Raw genomic sequence first — 18,777 nt, 5'->3', positions numbered from 1 at the left:
TTTCATGGTCACGCTTGACCACCCCATGACTTCCATGACCGTGCGGTCAGGCACGCCGAGGATGAGCAGCACCGTCGCGGCGGTGTGCCGGGCATCGTGGAGCCGAGCCTCCGCCACTCCGGCCTCAGCCAAGAGCGCGTGCCATTCCGCGTAGTCCCGGCGGGGATCGAGTGCCTTCCCGTTGGGCTGGGTGAAGATCCGTCCGCTGTCGTGCCACTCACTCCCGGCGTGCTGGCGTTCGGCTTCCTGCTGGTCGCGGTGACGCTGTAGCAGCTCGAAGAGCTGATCGGGCAGCCCGATCAGGCGGCGGCCCGCCCGTGACTTCACGTCGACCTCGACCAGGCCCCCGCCGTGCCGCTGTGGACAGTTCCGGGCGTGCTCGGTGCAGTCCGGTGGGCACGGTGGCGGACACGGCCGGGTGTGCTGCTTACAACCGTCCTTGCATGGCTCGGTCTTGTGGTACTTCGCGCCGCAGGTGTGCGGGTCGGTGCAGCCGTGTTGCCACTTCTGCCGCTGTAGTGCCTTGCGGATACGCAAGGTGCGGTTCTGCTCGTTGAGGTTGTCCCACTTCAGCCCGAGCGCTTCACCTTGCCGACAACCGAGCGCGAGCGCGATCACGAACCGGACACCGTTACGGCGGTGCAGTGCGGCCCGGAGGATGCGCTTCACGTCATCGGAGTCGATAGGCTCGATCTCTTCCTCCTCGATGCGGGGAGGCTTGGCCAGAGACACGGGGTTGCGTCCGAGGTGGCCGCGCTTCTCGGCCTCACCGAGCGCGGTGCGGGCCGTGCGGTGCACCTGGTGAGCGGTGGCAGGTTTCAGACCGGACTTGGTGAGCTTCGTGTACAGCTTCTCGAAGTGCTCCGGCCGGATCTTGTCGAGTCGGTGAGCACCGATGCCGGGGATCAGGTGCCGGTAAACGGCCGTGCGGTAGCCCTCCAGAGCCTTGTACCGAATGGAGGGAGCCGCGATGTTCTCGACCCAGTGCTTCAGCCACGCCTCGACCGTCCACGGCTTACCGGGCTTGCGCACCGTCCCGGCTCGCCGCTGCTGTTCCAGCTCCTGGAGTGCGTCGACTACCTCTCCTTCGGTCTTGCGCTTGACGTGCCGGCGGTCGGGCCTGCCGTCGTCACGGACTCCGACGGTGATGCGGCCGTGCCATTTGCCGTCAGCTTCGCTGTAGTAGATGCTGCCTGCTCCGTTGGGAGCGCGGCCTTCGTCGCGGCGCTTGCGGGCCATCGTGCGGTTCCTCCCTTAGTTACTTTCTGTGTCTGGATGTGGGCGTGCGAGGGGAAGCTCCTAGCGGGTGTGCCGGGGGTCTGAACTGGCCTTTTTCGGTTCTTGTTCTGGATGTGGTGAGCTGCCTCGCTAGCCGCTAGTTCGCTGGTGTAGGTGGGTGCGATGTTGCTAGCGGGGTCGCTAGGTCTAGCGGGTGTGGGCGCTAGACCTAGCGACCGTGCTGGGCTGGTCGACTCCGACTTTTCGCTACGCTGCGTGCTGTTGAGTGCTCAGGAGCTGGACGTAGGCGTCGAGCGCTTCGATTGGGACACGACGGGCGCGGCCGATCTGTACGGAGTCGACGGCGCCGGTTTTGATGAGCTGGAACATGGTGGTCCGCCCGATGGACAGGCGGTGTGCGGCTTGTTCGACGGTCAGCAGGGAGCGGGGTTGTTCGTCGGTCAAGCGGTGGGTGGTCATGGTGGTGCCTCCTGGCTTGCGGCGACGAAGTACGAAGGAAACGAAGAAAACGAACTTGCTCGTCTGCGAGGCGACTCCGAAAGGTGCGGCGCAGTGCCCGAAGGGAGCGCCGAAGAGCGCGAAGGGGGCGAAGGGAGCGGCTATTTCGGGGTCCTGCTCCCTTCGCACTCTTCGGGCAGATACCAGGTCCAGCCGCCGCGCATTCCGTCCTTATCGGCACCGAGGCGGAGGCGTTTCTTGGCTCGCTTGAGCTGGTCTTTGCTGTAACCGCCCTCGTGGCCCTGCCCGAAGATGGTCTTGACCGGGGCGGAGCCGCCCTGATCGGCGAGGTAGTTGCGGAGCCAGGTGTCGAGTTCGTGGCGTTCGTCGGCTTCGTCGTCGTTCTGGCCGGTGTCGGACAGGATCGTTTCCACGTGGGCGGTGGTCTCGCCGAGGAAGCGCAGCCGTCCCCACTGGCCGGGGCCGTCGGTGGTGGGCAGGGTGACCGGCTCGACCAGATACCGCAGGGACGGTAGGTCGAGGCTGCCGAGGTTGTTTTTGACCTGTGAGAGCACACAGGACCCGTCGTCGGCCTCCGGGTCGCGGGCAAAGGCCACGGCTGCCCGGGCCACGGCGGAGAATGCCCGCGAGCCGGTCACGCGGGACAGGACGTCGGTGCCGCTGGCCTTGTTGAAATGGGCCAATCCGAACACCGCACACCCGGTCTCGTCGGCCAACCGGGCGAGTGGTTCAAGGGCGGTGCGGAGTTCTTCCTGGTTGACGTTGACTCGGCTGTCCACGGCTGAGATCAGCGGGTCGAGCACGAGTAGGCCCACGTCGGCGGCGGTGATTTCGGCGGCCAGCTCGTCGCAGTCGCGCGGCAGGGTCAACGGAAGGGTGGTGCCGCCAGCGGTGGTGACCTCGACTCGGTATACCCGGTCGAGGTCGGCTCCGGCGGCGTGCAGCCGCGGTGCGATGGTGGCTTCCCAGGAGTCCTCGGTGGCGGCATAGACCACGCCCTTCGGGGTTCCGTAGTCGACTCCGTCGAGGGTGCCGAGGGTGATCTGGGCGGCCAGCCAGGAGCAAAACAGCGACTTGCCGATGCCTTCCCGCCCGGGTCCGAGGGTGATCGCACCGCGCGGGATGCGCCCTTCCCAGGTCCAGTAGGTCGGCCGGATAGGGATCTGCGAGGCCCGAGTCAGGTGCAACCGCCGGACCGGGGTCGACTCGGCGGAGTCGGTCCGGTCCGGGGTCTCCGGGTGGGGGTCTCCGGCCCTATCCCGATGCTGCTCATCGGTGCTGTTCGTGCCGGTCGTGAGCCCGGGTTCGGGATCGGGGACGGCCCGCAGTCGGTGACCGGGCTCGCCCGGACTCGGCGCGGACGTGTGAGGCGTTGTCATGGGGTGTCGGCTCCGGTTCGTCGCGATGGTGACTCCGGTCCGGTCGTCCCCGTTCAGGCGGGGAGTAAGGCTCGGAGTAAGGGACGTGGTTCCGGTGGTGTCGGTGCTGTTCGGAGGGGCCGAAAGGGGAGCAGGGTGGGCCTGTCGGAACGGCTCTGACAGGCCCACCGGGTCGGTCAACCCTCGATCGGGGGTCGACTCAGTTGGGCCAGAGGTGGTCGGGTGCGGTCTCGATCGGGTGGACCTCGGCTCCGCCCTGGTGGGCCGTCAGAAACGGCACCAGGGCGGCCACGCGGGACTGGACCAGGGTGTAGCGCTGCCGGTCGAACATCGGTCCTTCGTTGTCGACGAGCCGGGTCATGCCGTGTTCCAGGTCTCGGAGGTCCTGTTCGGGCATCCGTCCGGCGACTCGGCCGATGTAGGTGGCCAGTTGCCGCAGCGAGGCCTCCCGCAGTTGGGCGTGGCTGATCGGCACCGCGTACAGCAGGGTCCGCATGGTCAGTTCGGTGATCTGGGTCTGAGTGCTCATGAGGCCACCCCCGTGGCGGTCGGTGCGGCGTGGTGCTGGGTGCGAAGCAGCCGCAACCACGTGCCGGTGCTGGTTTGCCGACGCGGACCCCGTTCGACGTGCGGGGCGCTGTCGTCGGCGGGTTCCTCGGGAGTGGTCCCGGTGAGTACGGCGCGGGCCTGCTCGATGAGCTGTGTGTCCGGTTCCGGGTGGCTGATGCCCAGTTCGGCGGCCGACAGGCCGTAGCACTGCTCCAGCAGGCCCACGGCCCAGCCGGGCACGTTCTGGTAACCGTTCTCCCAGCGGCGCAGACCCCGCTTGACCGTGTCGGCCCCGTAGGGGTGCTCGCCCCGGTCGGTGGCGATGCGGCGCAGCTCGCGGACCACGTGGGCAGCGCTCCACTCCTGGGCCAGCCGGGCGGCCTTGAGCCGGGTAAGAGTCTGCTCGGTCATGACCGCACACCTCCGGCCAGCTCGTAGCGCGTGGACGCCAGGGGCTGGCCGTAGAGTTTGTCGACCCGGGCGCGGAGCATGGCAGCAGTTTCGGCCCGTTCGCTGCCAGGGGGCAGGTCGTCCATGACCGCCAGGGCGGCGGCGATGGCCGTGCCGCCCTCGGCGAACAGTGTTTCGACGACCATCATGTGGGCGAACTCGTCGTCTTCGAGTTCCTCGATCGCCATTCCGCCGTCGACCAGGATCCACAGGGCGGCGGTGACATCTTCCAGCGAGACCGGCACGGTCATCGACACCCGCATGGTGGCGGGGCTGGTGTTGCCGTCGCGGTGGGTGGGGATGAACTCGACCGGGCGGCCATCAACGTGGCCGGTGGCCTTCCTCGACTGCGGCATCATCGTCAGGCCACCTCCCCGATCTGCTCGTCGCCCTCAGCGGCTGACGCGGTGCCGAGAACGTAGGAGTCGTAAGCAGCCTGCGAGCACGCTTCCTCATAGGCCCTCAGCGCGTGCTCGGGAATCCGCAAGGTGCCCTTACCAGTGCCCAGCTTCAACGCGTCCAACTGGCCGGACTCAATCGCCCGATAGATCGTGTCGACCGAGACGTCGTAGCGCTCGGCTACTGCCTTGACGCGGTACATGCGCGTACCCTTGTCCTGCATCGTTACTCCAGAAACTTCGATGTGCGCTCCGTCCGGTGTTGCCGCACCGGGCGGAGCTTTTCTTGCGGCTTCTACGTCTGCTGCGAAGTGAGCGACTGAAGCTGTCGCCAATACTATCGACGACATTGGCGATGTCAAGTCTTGTCCTGAGGTTTCTGCGAAAGCCCTGGTAGGGCTAGGATTGTCGACGAAACCAGCAACCCGGGGAGGGTCGATGCCGAAGGACTGGGCCGCCGTGTCCGAGGTGATCAAGCGCCGTATGGGCGAGCTCGACATGACACAGCAGGAACTCACGCGGCGGGCCGACGTCGCACCGATGACCGTGCGCGAGCTCCAGAACAACCTCAAGCCACGCAAGCGCAGTGCGCGCACCCTTGCGGCCATCTCGGAAGCGCTGGATTTGCCCTCGGACCATCTCTCGTCGGTGCTGGAGAGTGAAGAGCCCTCGGACTCCGGTGGTACGGATTCGCTCCGCGTGGAGCTGGAACAGGTCAAGCAAACGCTTGCTGACCTGGCAGAACGCCTTGAAATCGTCGAGCGTCGGCAAGCTGCTGACGACACTCGTCCTTGAGCCGTACTGCCCGCAGAAGCAGCACGCGGACAGTGGCAACGCTCTTCCCGCAGTGATCGCGGTTGCACCATGCTGGGCCTCCCGTGGTCCGTGCGTCTGTAGCGACATGAGCAGCATGGAGCGAAACGGGAGCCGGACCCCGGAAAAACTTTCCGGGGTCTACCCGCCGAGGGGTTGGAGCCTGGACTCATGCGCGGAATGACAAGCTCACTGACCATCGGAGAACGCATCGCGTGGTACCGGCGACGTCGAGGGATGCCGCAAGAAGTACTGGCCGGACGTATCGGCCGCACCGTCGACTGGCTGAGCAAGGTGGAGAACAACCGGATCGACCTGGACAGGCTGTCCGTCATCCGAACTCTCGCCGAAGCACTCGATGTCACCATCGGCGACCTCATCGGCGAGCCGACGCTACTCGAATGGAACAAGGAGAGCGGGACGAAGACAGTTCCCGCTCTGCGTGCTGCTCTGATGGACTATCGCCAGCTCACGCCCTTGCTCGGCGGAGCCGAGAACGACAGCGAGCCGCCCGAGCTGGAGACCCTTCGTCAGGGAGTCGGCGACGTATTCGCGGCGTACCAGGAATCGCGCTACGGCTTCGTGACCGGGCGTACTCCGCTGCTGCTGTCGGATGCCGCACTCGCAGCTCAAGCGCACGGCTCGGAGGGGCGCGAACTGCTCGCGCTCAGCTACCAAGCAGCCACGTCGGTTCTGACCAAGCTCGGTGAGGTCGATCTCGCTTGGATCGCTGCCGAGCGCGGGCTGAACGCTGCTCAGCAGGTCGGCAACCCGCTGATCCTTGGCTCGCTGTTCCGCTCGGTGACTCATGCGCTGCTGTCGACCGGTCGGTTCCCGGAAGCCGTGCAACTGACCAGGACGGCCGCCGATGTGCTCCAGCCCAGTGTCGGCGAAGCCGGTAGCGCGATGCTCTCCGTCTACGGTTCGCTCTTCCTCGCGGGCTCGATGGCAGCGGCACGTTGTGACGACCGGTCCAGTACGAGCGCCTTCCTGAGTGAGGCTCAGGAGTCCGCAGACCGGTTGGGCGGTGACGGTAACTACCTTTGGACAGCGTTCGGGCCGAGCAACGTCTCCATTCACAGGGTCGCGACCGCGATGGAGCTGGGAGACGTTCAGGTCGCGGTGGATGTCGGGCCGACCGTGGACACGTCGGCGCTTCCGCTCGAACGGCAGGTGCGTCATGCCCTGGAAACCGCCCGCGCTTTCAGCGCCTGGAACCGCACTGACGAAGCCCTATCCATCGTGCTCGATGCCGAGCAGCGCGCGCCTGAGCAGGTACGGCACCACTACCTGAGCAGACAACTCGTCCTGACGTGGATGCGTCAGCAGCGCGGTAAACCGTCGCCCGCACTCGCTGACCTGGCGCGGCGTCTCAAGCTCTCATGAACGTAGCTGGATAGGGTCGCAATATGGAGTCCGTAACACAGAGGTTCGCCACTCCTCGCGTGGCCGCCGGTGCGCTGTTCGTCAGCGCCTCCGGAAAGGTCTTGCTCGTGCGCAAGACCTACGGCAATCGTTGGGACATTCCCGGAGGCTACGTGGACGGTGGCGAGTCACCGGCCCAAGCCTGTAGCCGAGAGCTGGCCGAAGAAATCGGACTCCAGCGCCAACCGCGCCGAGTCCTGGCCGTCGACTGGGCACCGACCGAGCACGACGGCGACAAGCTGCTGTGGGTGTTCGACTGCGGCGATCTCGCGGACGACGAACACCGTATTCAGCTCGACTCGAACGAGCTGGACTCGTGGGATTGGGTACCTGTCCACGAACTTGACGACTATCTGATCCCTCGCTTGGCTCGCCGCTTGAAGCAGGCTCACGCTGCCCATGAGAAGGGATGCATGGTCTACCTCGAACACGGCGAGCCAACGATGGAGTGAGCGAAGGTATCGAGTGCACGTTTCATCGAAGGGTGCGAAGGGGGTAGGCCCCTGTGTAAGCCGCTCCCTTCGCACTCTTCGCTCCCTTCGGCGCTCCCTTCGGGAACTTCACTTGCTGCGCGCTGTGAGGGAGGGAGTGCCTCGTCGGGATGTGCGCCCCTGGCTGGCAGGCCCCGCACCGGGGTGGTTCCCTGCCTTCCCTCGTTCCCTGTCCGGGGTGTTGCCGCAGCTCATCCCGAGGGAGTCGGCCCAGGGAACCGGACAGGGAAAATTCCCTTACCGACGTGTGATTCCCGTACCGGTTCCCTGTCTCCTCGGGGTCTCAGTTCGGGTCTCAGTCCACTCCAGTACGGACCCGTTCACCAATGTTCCAGCCATACCGATGACCAGCACGAACGGACCTGAACGGCCCACGGTGAACTGACTACCCGGGAACTTGTAAGCGGAAGGTCAGGGGTTCGAGTCCCCTCAGCGGCTCCAGGGTTGACCAGCGAGAACGCCGCTCCGAGCACTTTGGAGCGGCGTTCTCGCTTTACCGGGGGCTCAGTTCGGGTCTCAGTTGCCCTCCCAGAAGTAGGAATTCAGGCGCTCGGCCACGTCGCGCCGGACGGTCTCGGTGACGTGCATGTAGCGGTGTTTCATGGTCACGCTTGACCACCCCATGACTTCCATGACCGTGCGGTCAGGCACGCCGAGGATGAGCAGCACCGTCGCGGCGGTGTGCCGGGCATCGTGGAGCCGAGCCTCCGCCACTCCGGCCTCAGCCAAGAGCGCGTGCCATTCCGCGTAGTCCCGGCGGGGATCGAGTGCCTTCCCGTTGGGCTGGGTGAAGATCCGTCCGCTGTCGTGCCACTCACTCCCGGCGTGCTGGCGTTCGGCTTCCTGCTGGTCGCGGTGACGCTGTAGCAGCTCGAAGAGCTGATCGGGCAGCCCGATCAGGCGGCGGCCCGCCCGTGACTTCACGTCGACCTCGACCAGGCCCCCGCCGTGCCGCTGTGGACAGTTCCGGGCGTGCTCGGTGCAGTCCGGTGGGCACGGTGGCGGACACGGCCGGGTGTGCTGCTTACAACCGTCCTTGCATGGCTCGGTCTTGTGGTACTTCGCGCCGCAGGTGTGCGGGTCGGTGCAGCCGTGTTGCCACTTCTGCCGCTGTAGTGCCTTGCGGATACGCAAGGTGCGGTTCTGCTCGTTGAGGTTGTCCCACTTCAGCCCGAGCGCTTCACCTTGCCGACAACCGAGCGCGAGCGCGATCACGAACCGGACACCGTTACGGCGGTGCAGTGCGGCCCGGAGGATGCGCTTCACGTCATCGGAGTCGATAGGCTCGATCTCTTCCTCCTCGATGCGGGGAGGCTTGGCCAGAGACACGGGGTTGCGTCCGAGGTGGCCGCGCTTCTCGGCCTCACCGAGCGCGGTGCGGGCCGTGCGGTGCACCTGGTGAGCGGTGGCAGGTTTCAGACCGGACTTGGTGAGCTTCGTGTACAGCTTCTCGAAGTGCTCCGGCCGGATCTTGTCGAGTCGGTGAGCACCGATGCCGGGGATCAGGTGCCGGTAAACGGCCGTGCGGTAGCCCTCCAGAGCCTTGTACCGAATGGAGGGAGCCGCGATGTTCTCGACCCAGTGCTTCAGCCACGCCTCGACCGTCCACGGCTTACCGGGCTTGCGCACCGTCCCGGCTCGCCGCTGCTGTTCCAGCTCCTGGAGTGCGTCGACTACCTCTCCTTCGGTCTTGCGCTTGACGTGCCGGCGGTCGGGCCTGCCGTCGTCACGGACTCCGACGGTGATGCGGCCGTGCCATTTGCCGTCAGCTTCGCTGTAGTAGATGCTGCCTGCTCCGTTGGGAGCGCGGCCTTCGTCGCGGCGCTTGCGGGCCATCGTGCGGTTCCTCCCTTAGTTACTTTCTGTGTCTGGATGTGGGCGTGCGAGGGGAAGCTCCTAGCGGGTGTGCCGGGGGTCTGAACTGGCCTTTTTCGGTTCTTGTTCTGGATGTGGTGAGCTGCCTCGCTAGCCGCTAGTTCGCTGGTGTAGGTGGGTGCGATGTTGCTAGCGGGGTCGCTAGGTCTAGCGGGTGTGGGCGCTAGACCTAGCGACCGTGCTGGGCTGGTCGACTCCGACTTTTCGCTACGCTGCGTGCTGTTGAGTGCTCAGGAGCTGGACGTAGGCGTCGAGCGCTTCGATTGGGACACGACGGGCGCGGCCGATCTGTACGGAGTCGACGGCGCCGGTTTTGATGAGCTGGAACATGGTGGTCCGCCCGATGGACAGGCGGTGTGCGGCTTGTTCGACGGTCAGCAGGGAGCGGGGTTGTTCGTCGGTCAAGCGGTGGGTGGTCATGGTGGTGCCTCCTGGCTTGCGGCGACGAAGTACGAAGGAAACGAAGAAAACGAACTTGCTCGTCTGCGAGGCGACTCCGAAAGGTGCGGCGCAGTGCCCGAAGGGAGCGCCGAAGAGCGCGAAGGGGGCGAAGGGAGCGGCTATTTCGGGGTCCTGCTCCCTTCGCACTCTTCGGGCAGATACCAGGTCCAGCCGCCGCGCATTCCGTCCTTATCGGCACCGAGGCGGAGGCGTTTCTTGGCTCGCTTGAGCTGGTCTTTGCTGTAACCGCCCTCGTGGCCCTGCCCGAAGATGGTCTTGACCGGGGCGGAGCCGCCCTGATCGGCGAGGTAGTTGCGGAGCCAGGTGTCGAGTTCGTGGCGTTCGTCGGCTTCGTCGTCGTTCTGGCCGGTGTCGGACAGGATCGTTTCCACGTGGGCGGTGGTCTCGCCGAGGAAGCGCAGCCGTCCCCACTGGCCGGGGCCGTCGGTGGTGGGCAGGGTGACCGGCTCGACCAGATACCGCAGGGACGGTAGGTCGAGGCTGCCGAGGTTGTTTTTGACCTGTGAGAGCACACAGGACCCGTCGTCGGCCTCCGGGTCGCGGGCAAAGGCCACGGCTGCCCGGGCCACGGCGGAGAATGCCCGCGAGCCGGTCACGCGGGACAGGACGTCGGTGCCGCTGGCCTTGTTGAAATGGGCCAATCCGAACACCGCACACCCGGTCTCGTCGGCCAACCGGGCGAGTGGTTCAAGGGCGGTGCGGAGTTCTTCCTGGTTGACGTTGACTCGGCTGTCCACGGCTGAGATCAGCGGGTCGAGCACGAGTAGGCCCACGTCGGCGGCGGTGATTTCGGCGGCCAGCTCGTCGCAGTCGCGCGGCAGGGTCAACGGAAGGGTGGTGCCGCCAGCGGTGGTGACCTCGACTCGGTATACCCGGTCGAGGTCGGCTCCGGCGGCGTGCAGCCGCGGTGCGATGGTGGCTTCCCAGGAGTCCTCGGTGGCGGCATAGACCACGCCCTTCGGGGTTCCGTAGTCGACTCCGTCGAGGGTGCCGAGGGTGATCTGGGCGGCCAGCCAGGAGCAAAACAGCGACTTGCCGATGCCTTCCCGCCCGGGTCCGAGGGTGATCGCACCGCGCGGGATGCGCCCTTCCCAGGTCCAGTAGGTCGGCCGGATAGGGATCTGCGAGGCCCGAGTCAGGTGCAACCGCCGGACCGGGGTCGACTCGGCGGAGTCGGTCCGGTCCGGGGTCTCCGGGTGGGGGTCTCCGGCCCTATCCCGATGCTGCTCATCGGTGCTGTTCGTGCCGGTCGTGAGCCCGGGTTCGGGATCGGGGACGGCCCGCAGTCGGTGACCGGGCTCGCCCGGACTCGGCGCGGACGTGTGAGGCGTTGTCATGGGGTGTCGGCTCCGGTTCGTCGCGATGGTGACTCCGGTCCGGTCGTCCCCGTTCAGGCGGGGAGTAAGGCTCGGAGTAAGGGACGTGGTTCCGGTGGTGTCGGTGCTGTTCGGAGGGGCCGAAAGGGGAGCAGGGTGGGCCTGTCGGAACGGCTCTGACAGGCCCACCGGGTCGGTCAACCCTCGATCGGGGGTCGACTCAGTTGGGCCAGAGGTGGTCGGGTGCGGTCTCGATCGGGTGGACCTCGGCTCCGCCCTGGTGGGCCGTCAGAAACGGCACCAGGGCGGCCACGCGGGACTGGACCAGGGTGTAGCGCTGCCGGTCGAACATCGGTCCTTCGTTGTCGACGAGCCGGGTCATGCCGTGTTCCAGGTCTCGGAGGTCCTGTTCGGGCATCCGTCCGGCGACTCGGCCGATGTAGGTGGCCAGTTGCCGCAGCGAGGCCTCCCGCAGTTGGGCGTGGCTGATCGGCACCGCGTACAGCAGGGTCCGCATGGTCAGTTCGGTGATCTGGGTCTGAGTGCTCATGAGGCCACCCCCGTGGCGGTCGGTGCGGCGTGGTGCTGGGTGCGAAGCAGCCGCAACCACGTGCCGGTGCTGGTTTGCCGACGCGGACCCCGTTCGACGTGCGGGGCGCTGTCGTCGGCGGGTTCCTCGGGAGTGGTCCCGGTGAGTACGGCGCGGGCCTGCTCGATGAGCTGTGTGTCCGGTTCCGGGTGGCTGATGCCCAGTTCGGCGGCCGACAGGCCGTAGCACTGCTCCAGCAGGCCCACGGCCCAGCCGGGCACGTTCTGGTAACCGTTCTCCCAGCGGCGCAGACCCCGCTTGACCGTGTCGGCCCCGTAGGGGTGCTCGCCCCGGTCGGTGGCGATGCGGCGCAGCTCGCGGACCACGTGGGCAGCGCTCCACTCCTGGGCCAGCCGGGCGGCCTTGAGCCGGGTAAGAGTCTGCTCGGTCATGACCGCACACCTCCGGCCAGCTCGTAGCGCGTGGACGCCAGGGGCTGGCCGTAGAGTTTGTCGACCCGGGCGCGGAGCATGGCAGCAGTTTCGGCCCGTTCGCTGCCAGGGGGCAGGTCGTCCATGACCGCCAGGGCGGCGGCGATGGCCGTGCCGCCCTCGGCGAACAGTGTTTCGACGACCATCATGTGGGCGAACTCGTCGTCTTCGAGTTCCTCGATCGCCATTCCGCCGTCGACCAGGATCCACAGGGCGGCGGTGACATCTTCCAGCGAGACCGGCACGGTCATCGACACCCGCATGGTGGCGGGGCTGGTGTTGCCGTCGCGGTGGGTGGGGATGAACTCGACCGGGCGGCCATCAACGTGGCCGGTGGCCTTCCTCGACTGCGGCATCATCGTCAGGCCACCTCCCCGATCTGCTCGTCGCCCTCAGCGGCTGACGCGGTGCCGAGAACGTAGGAGTCGTAAGCAGCCTGCGAGCACGCTTCCTCATAGGCCCTCAGCGCGTGCTCGGGAATCCGCAAGGTGCCCTTACCAGTGCCCAGCTTCAACGCGTCCAACTGGCCGGACTCAATCGCCCGATAGATCGTGTCGACCGAGACGTCGTAGCGCTCGGCTACTGCCTTGACGCGGTACATGCGCGTACCCTTGTCCTGCATCGTTACTCCAGAAACTTCGATGTGCGCTCCGTCCGGTGTTGCCGCACCGGGCGGAGCTTTTCTTGCGGCTTCTACGTCTGCTGCGAAGTGAGCGACTGAAGCTGTCGCCAATACTATCGACGACATTGGCGATGTCAAGTCTTGTCCTGAGGTTTCTGCGAAAGCCCTGGTAGGGCTAGGATTGTCGACGAAACCAGCAACCCGGGGAGGGTCGATGCCGAAGGACTGGGCCGCCGTGTCCGAGGTGATCAAGCGCCGTATGGGCGAGCTCGACATGACACAGCAGGAACTCACGCGGCGGGCCGACGTCGCACCGATGACCGTGCGCGAGCTCCAGAACAACCTCAAGCCACGCAAGCGCAGTGCGCGCACCCTTGCGGCCATCTCGGAAGCGCTGGATTTGCCCTCGGACCATCTCTCGTCGGTGCTGGAGAGTGAAGAGCCCTCGGACTCCGGTGGTACGGATTCGCTCCGCGTGGAGCTGGAACAGGTCAAGCAAACGCTTGCTGACCTGGCAGAACGCCTTGAAATCGTCGAGCGTCGGCAAGCTGCTGACGACACTCGTCCTTGAGCCGTACTGCCCGCAGAAGCAGCACGCGGACAGTGGCAACGCTCTTCCCGCAGTGATCGCGGTTGCACCATGCTGGGCCTCCCGTGGTCCGTGCGTCTGTAGCGACATGAGCAGCATGGAGCGAAACGGGAGCCGGACCCCGGAAAAACTTTCCGGGGTCTACCCGCCGAGGGGTTGGAGCCTGGACTCATGCGCGGAATGACAAGCTCACTGACCATCGGAGAACGCATCGCGTGGTACCGGCGACGTCGAGGGATGCCGCAAGAAGTACTGGCCGGACGTATCGGCCGCACCGTCGACTGGCTGAGCAAGGTGGAGAACAACCGGATCGACCTGGACAGGCTGTCCGTCATCCGAACTCTCGCCGAAGCACTCGATGTCACCATCGGCGACCTCATCGGCGAGCCGACGCTACTCGAATGGAACAAGGAGAGCGGGACGAAGACAGTTCCCGCTCTGCGTGCTGCTCTGATGGACTATCGCCAGCTCACGCCCTTGCTCGGCGGAGCCGAGAACGACAGCGAGCCGCCCGAGCTGGAGACCCTTCGTCAGGGAGTCGGCGACGTATTCGCGGCGTACCAGGAATCGCGCTACGGCTTCGTGACCGGGCGTACTCCGCTGCTGCTGTCGGATGCCGCACTCGCAGCTCAAGCGCACGGCTCGGAGGGGCGCGAACTGCTCGCGCTCAGCTACCAAGCAGCCACGTCGGTTCTGACCAAGCTCGGTGAGGTCGATCTCGCTTGGATCGCTGCCGAGCGCGGGCTGAACGCTGCTCAGCAGGTCGGCAACCCGCTGATCCTTGGCTCGCTGTTCCGCTCGGTGACTCATGCGCTGCTGTCGACCGGTCGGTTCCCGGAAGCCGTGCAACTGACCAGGACGGCCGCCGATGTGCTCCAGCCCAGTGTCGGCGAAGCCGGTAGCGCGATGCTCTCCGTCTACGGTTCGCTCTTCCTCGCGGGCTCGATGGCAGCGGCACGTTGTGACGACCGGTCCAGTACGAGCGCCTTCCTGAGTGAGGCTCAGGAGTCCGCAGACCGGTTGGGCGGTGACGGTAACTACCTTTGGACAGCGTTCGGGCCGAGCAACGTCTCCATTCACAGGGTCGCGACCGCGATGGAGCTGGGAGACGTTCAGGTCGCGGTGGATGTCGGGCCGACCGTGGACACGTCGGCGCTTCCGCTCGAACGGCAGGTGCGTCATGCCCTGGAAACCGCCCGCGCTTTCAGCGCCTGGAACCGCACTGACGAAGCCCTATCCATCGTGCTCGATGCCGAGCAGCGCGCGCCTGAGCAGGTACGGCACCACTACCTGAGCAGACAACTCGTCCTGACGTGGATGCGTCAGCAGCGCGGTAAACCGTCGCCCGCACTCGCTGACCTGGCGCGGCGTCTCAAGCTCTCATGAACGTAGCTGGATAGGGTCGCAATATGGAGTCCGTAACACAGAGGTTCGCCACTCCTCGCGTGGCCGCCGGTGCGCTGTTCGTCAGCGCCTCCGGAAAGGTCTTGCTCGTGCGCAAGACCTACGGCAATCGTTGGGACATTCCCGGAGGCTACGTGGACGGTGGCGAGTCACCGGCCCAAGCCTGTAGCCGAGAGCTGGCCGAAGAAATCGGACTCCAGCGCCAACCGCGCCGAGTCCTGGCCGTCGACTGGGCACCGACCGAGCACGACGGCGACAAGCTGCTGTGGGTGTTCGACTGCGGCGATCTCGCGGACGACGAACACCGTATTCAGCTCGACTCGAACGAGCTGGACTCGTGGGATTGGGTACCTGTCCACGAACTTGACGACTATCTGATCCCTCGCTTGGCTCGCCGCTTGAAGCAGGCTCACGCTGCCCATGAGAAGGGATGCATGGTCTACCTCGAACACGGCGAGCCAACGATGGAGTGAGCGAAGGTATCGAGTGCACGTTTCATCGAAGGGTGCGAAGGGGGTAGGCCCCTGTGTAAGCCGCTCCCTTCGCACTCTTCGCTCCCTTCGGCGCTCCCTTCGGGAACTTCACTTGCTGCGCGCTGTGAGGGAGGGAGTGCCTCGTCGGGATGTGCGCCCCTGGCTGGCAGGCCCCGCACCGGGGTGGTTCCCTGCCTTCCCTCGTTCCCTGTCCGGGGTGTTGCCGCAGCTCATCCCGAGGGAGTCGGCCCAGGGAACCGGACAGGGAAAATTCCCTTACCGACGTGTGATTCCCGTACCGGTTCCCTGTCTCCTCGGGGTCTCAGTTCGGGTCTCAGTCCACTCCAGTACGGACCCGTTCACCAATGTTCCAGCCATACCGATGACCAGCACGAACGGACCTGAACGGCCCACGGTGAACTGACTACCCGGGAACTTGTAAGCGGAAGGTCAGGGGTTCGAGTCCCCTCAGCGGCTCCAGGGTTGACCAGCGAGAACGCCGCTCCGAGCACTTTGGAGCGGCGTTCTCGCTTTACCGGGGGCTCAGTTCGGGTCTCAGTTGCCCTCCCAGAAGTAGGAATTCAGGCGCTCGGCCACGTCGCGCCGGACGGTCTCGGTGACGTGCATGTAGCGGTGTTTCATGGTCACGCTTGACCACCCCATGACTTCCATGACCGTGCGGTCAGGCACGCCGAGGATGAGCAGCACCGTCGCGGCGGTGTGCCGGGCATCGTGGAGCCGAGCCTCCGCCACTCCGGCCTCAGCCAAGAGCGCGTGCCATTCCGCGTAGTCCCGGCGGGGATCGAGTGCCTTCCCGTTGGGCTGGGTGAAGATCCGTCCGCTGTCGTGCCACTCACTCCCGGCGTGCTGGCGTTCGGCTTCCTGCTGGTCGCGGTGACGCTGTAGCAGCTCGAAGAGCTGATCGGGCAGCCCGATCAGGCGGCGGCCCGCCCGTGACTTCACGTCGACCTCGACCAGGCCCCCGCCGTGCCGCTGTGGACAGTTCCGGGCGTGCTCGGTGCAGTCCGGTGGGCACGGTGGCGGACACGGCCGGGTGTGCTGCTTACAACCGTCCTTGCATGGCTCGGTCTTGTGGTACTTCGCGCCGCAGGTGTGCGGGTCGGTGCAGCCGTGTTGCCACTTCTGCCGCTGTAGTGCCTTGCGGATACGCAAGGTGCGGTTCTGCTCGTTGAGGTTGTCCCACTTCAGCCCGAGCGCTTCACCTTGCCGACAACCGAGCGCGAGCGCGATCACGAACCGGACACCGTTACGGCGGTGCAGTGCGGCCCGGAGGATGCGCTTCACGTCATCGGAGTCGATAGGCTCGATCTCTTCCTCCTCGATGCGGGGAGGCTTGGCCAGAGACACGGGGTTGCGTCCGAGGTGGCCGCGCTTCTCGGCCTCACCGAGCGCGGTGCGGGCCGTGCGGTGCACCTGGTGAGCGGTGGCAGGTTTCAGACCGGACTTGGTGAGCTTCGTGTACAGCTTCTCGAAGTGCTCCGGCCGGATCTTGTCGAGTCGGTGAGCACCGATGCCGGGGATCAGGTGCCGGTAAACGGCCGTGCGGTAGCCCTCCAGAGCCTTGTACCGAATGGAGGGAGCCGCGATGTTCTCGACCCAGTGCTTCAGCCACGCCTCGACCGTCCACGGCTTACCGGGCTTGCGCACCGTCCCGGCTCGCCGCTGCTGTTCCAGCTCCTGGAGTGCGTCGACTACCTCTCCTTCGGTCTTGCGCTTGACGTGCCGGCGGTCGGGCCTGCCGTCGTCACGGACTCCGACGGTGATGCGGCCGTGCCATTTGCCGTCAGCTTCGCTGTAGTAGATGCTGCCTGCTCCGTTGGGAGCGCGGCCTTCGTCGCGGCGCTTGCGGGCCATCGTGCGGTTCCTCCCTTAGTTACTTTCTGTGTCTGGATGTGGGCGTGCGAGGGGAAGCTCCTAGCGGGTGTGCCGGGGGTCTGAACTGGCCTTTTTCGGTTCTTGTTCTGGATGTGGTGAGCTGCCTCGCTAGCCGCTAGTTCGCTGGTGTAGGTGGGTGCGATGTTGCTAGCGGGGTCGCTAGGTCTAGCGGGTGTGGGCGCTAGACCTAGCGACCGTGCTGGGCTGGTCGACTCCGACTTTTCGCTACGCTGCGTGCTGTTGAGTGCTCAGGAGCTGGACGTAGGCGTCGAGCGCTTCGATTGGGACACGACGGGCGCGGCCGATCTGTACGGAGTCGACGGCGCCGGTTTTGATGAGCTGGAACATGGTGGTCCGCCCGATGGACAGGCGGTGTGCGGCTTGTTCGACGGTCAGCAGGGAGCGGGGTTGTTCGTCGGTCAAGCGGTGGGTGGTCATGGTGGTGCCTCCTGGCTTGCGGCGACGAAGTACGAAGGAAACGAAGAAAACGAACTTGCTCGTCTGCGAGGCGACTCCGAAAGGTGCGGCGCAGTGCCCGAAGGGAGCGCCGAAGAGCGCGAAGGGGGCGAAGGGAGCGGCTATTTCGGGGTCCTGCTCCCTTCGCACTCTTCGGGCAGATACCAGGTCCAGCCGCCGCGCATTCCGTCCTTATCGGCACCGAGGCGGAGGCGTTTCTTGGCTCGCTTGAGCTGGTCTTTGCTGTAACCGCCCTCGTGGCCCTGCCCGAAGATGGTCTTGACCGGGGCGGAGCCGCCCTGATCGGCGAGGTAGTTGCGGAGCCAGGTGTCGAGTTCGTGGCGTTCGTCGGCTTCGTCGTCGTTCTGGCCGGTGTCGGACAGGATCGTTTCCACGTGGGCGGTGGTCTCGCCGAGGAAGCGCAGCCGTCCCCACTGGCCGGGGCCGTCGGTGGTGGGCAGGGTGACCGGCTCGACCAGATACCGCAGGGACGGTAGGTCGAGGCTGCCGAGGTTGTTTTTGACCTGTGAGAGCACACAGGACCCGTCGTCGGCCTCCGGGTCGCGGGCAAAGGCCACGGCTGCCCGGGCCACGGCGGAGAATGCCCGCGAGCCGGTCACGCGGGACAGGACGTCGGTGCCGCTGGCCTTGTTGAAATGGGCCAATCCGAACACCGCACACCCGGTCTCGTCGGCCAACCGGGCGAGTGGTTCAAGGGCGGTGCGGAGTTCTTCCTGGTTGACGTTGACTCGGCTGTCCACGGCTGAGATCAGCGGGTCGAGCACGAGTAGGCCCACGTCGGCGGCGGTGATTTCGGCGGCCAGCTCGTCGCAGTCGCGCGGCAGGGTCAACGGAAGGGTGGTGCCGCCAGCGGTGGTGACCTCGACTCGGTATACCCGGTCGAGGTCGGCTCCGGCGGCGTGCAGCCGCGGTGCGATGGTGGCTTCCCAGGAGTCCTCGGTGGCGGCATAGACCACGCCCTTCGGGGTTCCGTAGTCGACTCCGTCGAGGGTGCCGAGGGTGATCTGGGCGGCCAGCCAGGAGCAAAACAGCGACTTGCCGATGCCTTCCCGCCCGGGTCCGAGGGTGATCGCACCGCGCGGGATGCGCCCTTCCCAGGTCCAGTAGGTCGGCCGGATAGGGATCTGCGAGGCCCGAGTCAGGTGCAACCGCCGGACCGGGGTCGACTCGGCGGAGTCGGTCCGGTCCGGGTCTCCGGGTGGGGGTCTCCGGCCCTATCCCGATGCTGCTCATCGGTGCTGTTCGTGCCGGTCGTGAGCCCGGGTTCGGGATCGGGGACGGCCCGCAGTCGGTGACCGGGCTCGCCCGGACTCGGCGCGGACGTGTGAGGCGTTGTCATGGGGTGTCGGCTCCGGTTCGTCGCGATGGTGACTCCGGTCCGGTCCCCCGTTCAGGCGGGGAGTAAGGCTCGGAGTAAGGGACGTGGTTCCGTGGTGTCGT

General features: G+C 66.1%; 23 protein-coding genes. 6 read left to right on the top strand and 17 right to left on the bottom strand.

What is annotated here, in order from left to right; genetic code table 11:
* The 7 genes from JOF55_RS24205 to JOF55_RS24175 form a co-directional block, all read right to left on the bottom strand.
* Positions 1 to 1,239 (bottom strand): tyrosine-type recombinase/integrase (locus JOF55_RS24205; protein ID WP_310279109.1); only part of this gene is annotated, 1,239 nt, incomplete at its 3' end.
* Between the two features lie 246 nt (positions 1,240 to 1,485).
* Positions 1,486 to 1,866, bottom strand: a complete 381-nt coding sequence (locus tag JOF55_RS24200) for a helix-turn-helix domain-containing protein (protein WP_310272437.1) — start codon at positions 1,864 to 1,866, stop codon at positions 1,486 to 1,488.
* Complete coding sequence (locus JOF55_RS24195; protein ID WP_310272435.1) at positions 1,839 to 3,077, bottom strand: ATP-binding protein; 1,239 nt, start codon at positions 3,075 to 3,077, stop codon at positions 1,839 to 1,841. The genes JOF55_RS24200 and JOF55_RS24195 overlap by 28 nt, the downstream gene beginning before the upstream one ends.
* Before the next feature lie 199 nt (positions 3,078 to 3,276).
* The gene (locus tag JOF55_RS24190; protein ID WP_310272433.1) at positions 3,277 to 3,606 is read right to left on the bottom strand and encodes a hypothetical protein; all 330 of its coding nucleotides are present in this window, start codon (positions 3,604 to 3,606) and stop codon (positions 3,277 to 3,279) included.
* Positions 3,603 to 4,037: a hypothetical protein gene (locus JOF55_RS24185; protein WP_310272431.1), complete on the bottom strand. Its 435-nt coding sequence runs from the start codon at positions 4,035 to 4,037 to the stop codon at positions 3,603 to 3,605. Before JOF55_RS24185 ends, JOF55_RS24190 begins: the two co-directional genes overlap by 4 nt.
* Positions 4,034 to 4,435 (bottom strand): hypothetical protein, encoded by a 402-nt coding sequence (locus JOF55_RS24180; protein ID WP_310272429.1) that lies wholly within the window; start codon positions 4,433 to 4,435, stop codon positions 4,034 to 4,036. The genes JOF55_RS24185 and JOF55_RS24180 overlap by 4 nt, the downstream gene beginning before the upstream one ends.
* A gap of 2 nt (positions 4,436 to 4,437) precedes the next feature.
* The gene (locus tag JOF55_RS24175) at positions 4,438 to 4,698 is read right to left on the bottom strand and encodes a helix-turn-helix transcriptional regulator (RefSeq protein ID WP_310272427.1); all 261 of its coding nucleotides are present in this window, start codon (positions 4,696 to 4,698) and stop codon (positions 4,438 to 4,440) included.
* Between the two features lie 214 nt (positions 4,699 to 4,912).
* Here JOF55_RS24175 and JOF55_RS24170 point away from each other — a divergent pair, with 214 nt between their 5' ends.
* The 3 genes from JOF55_RS24170 (at position 4,913) to JOF55_RS24160 (ending at position 7,164) form a co-directional block, all read left to right on the top strand.
* Complete coding sequence (locus tag JOF55_RS24170; protein WP_310272425.1) at positions 4,913 to 5,269, top strand: helix-turn-helix domain-containing protein; 357 nt, start codon at positions 4,913 to 4,915, stop codon at positions 5,267 to 5,269.
* 189 nt (positions 5,270 to 5,458) lie between these two features.
* Entirely contained in the window at positions 5,459 to 6,673 is a 1,215-nt protein-coding gene (locus JOF55_RS24165; protein WP_310272423.1) for a helix-turn-helix domain-containing protein, read from the top strand.
* A gap of 23 nt (positions 6,674 to 6,696) precedes the next feature.
* Positions 6,697 to 7,164, top strand: coding sequence for an NUDIX domain-containing protein (locus tag JOF55_RS24160; protein WP_310272421.1), 468 nt, complete (start codon positions 6,697 to 6,699; stop codon positions 7,162 to 7,164).
* 555 nt (positions 7,165 to 7,719) lie between these two features.
* Here the strand turns inward: JOF55_RS24160 and JOF55_RS24155 are convergent.
* From JOF55_RS24155 to JOF55_RS24125, 7 genes are all read right to left on the bottom strand, one after another.
* Entirely contained in the window at positions 7,720 to 9,039 is a 1,320-nt protein-coding gene (locus tag JOF55_RS24155; RefSeq protein ID WP_310272439.1) for a tyrosine-type recombinase/integrase, read from the bottom strand.
* A gap of 246 nt (positions 9,040 to 9,285) precedes the next feature.
* Positions 9,286 to 9,666 carry a helix-turn-helix domain-containing protein gene (locus JOF55_RS24150; RefSeq protein WP_310272437.1) on the bottom strand — a complete coding sequence of 127 codons (381 nt, stop codon included), beginning with the start codon at positions 9,664 to 9,666 and terminating at the stop codon, positions 9,286 to 9,288.
* A complete protein-coding gene (locus JOF55_RS24145; protein WP_310272435.1) occupies positions 9,639 to 10,877 on the bottom strand; it encodes an ATP-binding protein in 1,239 nt (412 codons plus the stop codon). The genes JOF55_RS24150 and JOF55_RS24145 overlap by 28 nt, the downstream gene beginning before the upstream one ends.
* A 199-nt stretch (positions 10,878 to 11,076) precedes the next feature.
* Positions 11,077 to 11,406, bottom strand: coding sequence for a hypothetical protein (locus JOF55_RS24140; protein WP_310272433.1), 330 nt, complete (start codon positions 11,404 to 11,406; stop codon positions 11,077 to 11,079).
* Positions 11,403 to 11,837 (bottom strand): hypothetical protein, encoded by a 435-nt coding sequence (locus tag JOF55_RS24135; protein ID WP_310272431.1) that lies wholly within the window; start codon positions 11,835 to 11,837, stop codon positions 11,403 to 11,405. Before JOF55_RS24135 ends, JOF55_RS24140 begins: the two co-directional genes overlap by 4 nt.
* On the bottom strand, positions 11,834 to 12,235 hold the full coding sequence (locus JOF55_RS24130; protein WP_310272429.1) for a hypothetical protein: 402 nt from the start codon (positions 12,233 to 12,235) through the stop codon (positions 11,834 to 11,836). The genes JOF55_RS24135 and JOF55_RS24130 overlap by 4 nt, the downstream gene beginning before the upstream one ends.
* Positions 12,236 to 12,237: 2 nt before the next feature.
* A complete protein-coding gene (locus JOF55_RS24125) occupies positions 12,238 to 12,498 on the bottom strand; it encodes a helix-turn-helix transcriptional regulator (RefSeq protein WP_310272427.1) in 261 nt (86 codons plus the stop codon).
* Between the two features lie 214 nt (positions 12,499 to 12,712).
* Between JOF55_RS24125 and JOF55_RS24120 the strand changes: the two genes are divergently transcribed.
* The 3 genes from JOF55_RS24120 (at position 12,713) to JOF55_RS24110 (ending at position 14,964) form a co-directional block, all read left to right on the top strand.
* On the top strand, positions 12,713 to 13,069 hold the full coding sequence (locus JOF55_RS24120) for a helix-turn-helix domain-containing protein (RefSeq protein ID WP_310272425.1): 357 nt from the start codon (positions 12,713 to 12,715) through the stop codon (positions 13,067 to 13,069).
* Between the two features lie 189 nt (positions 13,070 to 13,258).
* Positions 13,259 to 14,473: a helix-turn-helix domain-containing protein gene (locus tag JOF55_RS24115; RefSeq protein WP_310272423.1), complete on the top strand. Its 1,215-nt coding sequence runs from the start codon at positions 13,259 to 13,261 to the stop codon at positions 14,471 to 14,473.
* Positions 14,474 to 14,496: 23 nt separating this feature from the next.
* On the top strand, positions 14,497 to 14,964 hold the full coding sequence (locus JOF55_RS24110) for an NUDIX domain-containing protein (protein ID WP_310272421.1): 468 nt from the start codon (positions 14,497 to 14,499) through the stop codon (positions 14,962 to 14,964).
* Between the two features lie 555 nt (positions 14,965 to 15,519).
* Here JOF55_RS24110 and JOF55_RS24105 read toward each other — a convergent pair.
* The 3 genes from JOF55_RS24105 to JOF55_RS24095 form a co-directional block, all read right to left on the bottom strand.
* Complete coding sequence (locus JOF55_RS24105) at positions 15,520 to 16,839, bottom strand: tyrosine-type recombinase/integrase (RefSeq protein WP_310272439.1); 1,320 nt, start codon at positions 16,837 to 16,839, stop codon at positions 15,520 to 15,522.
* Between the two features lie 246 nt (positions 16,840 to 17,085).
* On the bottom strand, positions 17,086 to 17,466 hold the full coding sequence (locus JOF55_RS24100) for a helix-turn-helix domain-containing protein (RefSeq protein WP_310272437.1): 381 nt from the start codon (positions 17,464 to 17,466) through the stop codon (positions 17,086 to 17,088).
* On the bottom strand, positions 17,439 to 18,485 hold the full coding sequence (locus JOF55_RS24095; RefSeq protein WP_310279107.1) for an ATP-binding protein: 1,047 nt from the start codon (positions 18,483 to 18,485) through the stop codon (positions 17,439 to 17,441). Before JOF55_RS24095 ends, JOF55_RS24100 begins: the two co-directional genes overlap by 28 nt.
* Between the last annotated feature and the right edge of the window lie 292 nt (positions 18,486 to 18,777).

This window comes from Haloactinomyces albus, assembly GCF_031458135.1.
In the GTDB taxonomy this organism is placed as follows: Bacteria; Actinomycetota; Actinomycetes; order Mycobacteriales; family Pseudonocardiaceae; genus Haloactinomyces; species Haloactinomyces albus.
Note: the sequence above shows the minus strand (reverse complement) of the source record. Positions and strands in the feature narration are given on the sequence as shown.

What these genes read in the sequence shown, in the direction of transcription:
- JOF55_RS24195 (WP_310272435.1), bottom strand. Translation starts at nt 3,077, where the DNA reads ATGACAACGCCTCACACGTCCGCGCCGAGTCCGGGCGAGCCCGGTCAC.
- JOF55_RS24190 (WP_310272433.1), bottom strand. Translation starts at nt 3,606, where the DNA reads ATGAGCACTCAGACCCAGATCACCGAACTGACCATGCGGACCCTGCTG.
- JOF55_RS24185 (WP_310272431.1), bottom strand. Translation starts at nt 4,037, where the DNA reads ATGACCGAGCAGACTCTTACCCGGCTCAAGGCCGCCCGGCTGGCCCAG.
- JOF55_RS24180 (WP_310272429.1), bottom strand. Translation starts at nt 4,435, where the DNA reads ATGATGCCGCAGTCGAGGAAGGCCACCGGCCACGTTGATGGCCGCCCG.
- JOF55_RS24175 (WP_310272427.1), bottom strand. Translation starts at nt 4,698, where the DNA reads ATGCAGGACAAGGGTACGCGCATGTACCGCGTCAAGGCAGTAGCCGAG.
- JOF55_RS24170 (WP_310272425.1), top strand. Translation starts at nt 4,913, where the DNA reads ATGCCGAAGGACTGGGCCGCCGTGTCCGAGGTGATCAAGCGCCGTATG.
- JOF55_RS24165 (WP_310272423.1), top strand. Translation starts at nt 5,459, where the DNA reads ATGCGCGGAATGACAAGCTCACTGACCATCGGAGAACGCATCGCGTGG.
- JOF55_RS24160 (WP_310272421.1), top strand. Translation starts at nt 6,697, where the DNA reads ATGGAGTCCGTAACACAGAGGTTCGCCACTCCTCGCGTGGCCGCCGGT.
- JOF55_RS24155 (WP_310272439.1), bottom strand. Translation starts at nt 9,039, where the DNA reads ATGGCCCGCAAGCGCCGCGACGAAGGCCGCGCTCCCAACGGAGCAGGC.
- JOF55_RS24145 (WP_310272435.1), bottom strand. Translation starts at nt 10,877, where the DNA reads ATGACAACGCCTCACACGTCCGCGCCGAGTCCGGGCGAGCCCGGTCAC.
- JOF55_RS24140 (WP_310272433.1), bottom strand. Translation starts at nt 11,406, where the DNA reads ATGAGCACTCAGACCCAGATCACCGAACTGACCATGCGGACCCTGCTG.
- JOF55_RS24135 (WP_310272431.1), bottom strand. Translation starts at nt 11,837, where the DNA reads ATGACCGAGCAGACTCTTACCCGGCTCAAGGCCGCCCGGCTGGCCCAG.
- JOF55_RS24130 (WP_310272429.1), bottom strand. Translation starts at nt 12,235, where the DNA reads ATGATGCCGCAGTCGAGGAAGGCCACCGGCCACGTTGATGGCCGCCCG.
- JOF55_RS24125 (WP_310272427.1), bottom strand. Translation starts at nt 12,498, where the DNA reads ATGCAGGACAAGGGTACGCGCATGTACCGCGTCAAGGCAGTAGCCGAG.
- JOF55_RS24120 (WP_310272425.1), top strand. Translation starts at nt 12,713, where the DNA reads ATGCCGAAGGACTGGGCCGCCGTGTCCGAGGTGATCAAGCGCCGTATG.
- JOF55_RS24115 (WP_310272423.1), top strand. Translation starts at nt 13,259, where the DNA reads ATGCGCGGAATGACAAGCTCACTGACCATCGGAGAACGCATCGCGTGG.
- JOF55_RS24110 (WP_310272421.1), top strand. Translation starts at nt 14,497, where the DNA reads ATGGAGTCCGTAACACAGAGGTTCGCCACTCCTCGCGTGGCCGCCGGT.
- JOF55_RS24105 (WP_310272439.1), bottom strand. Translation starts at nt 16,839, where the DNA reads ATGGCCCGCAAGCGCCGCGACGAAGGCCGCGCTCCCAACGGAGCAGGC.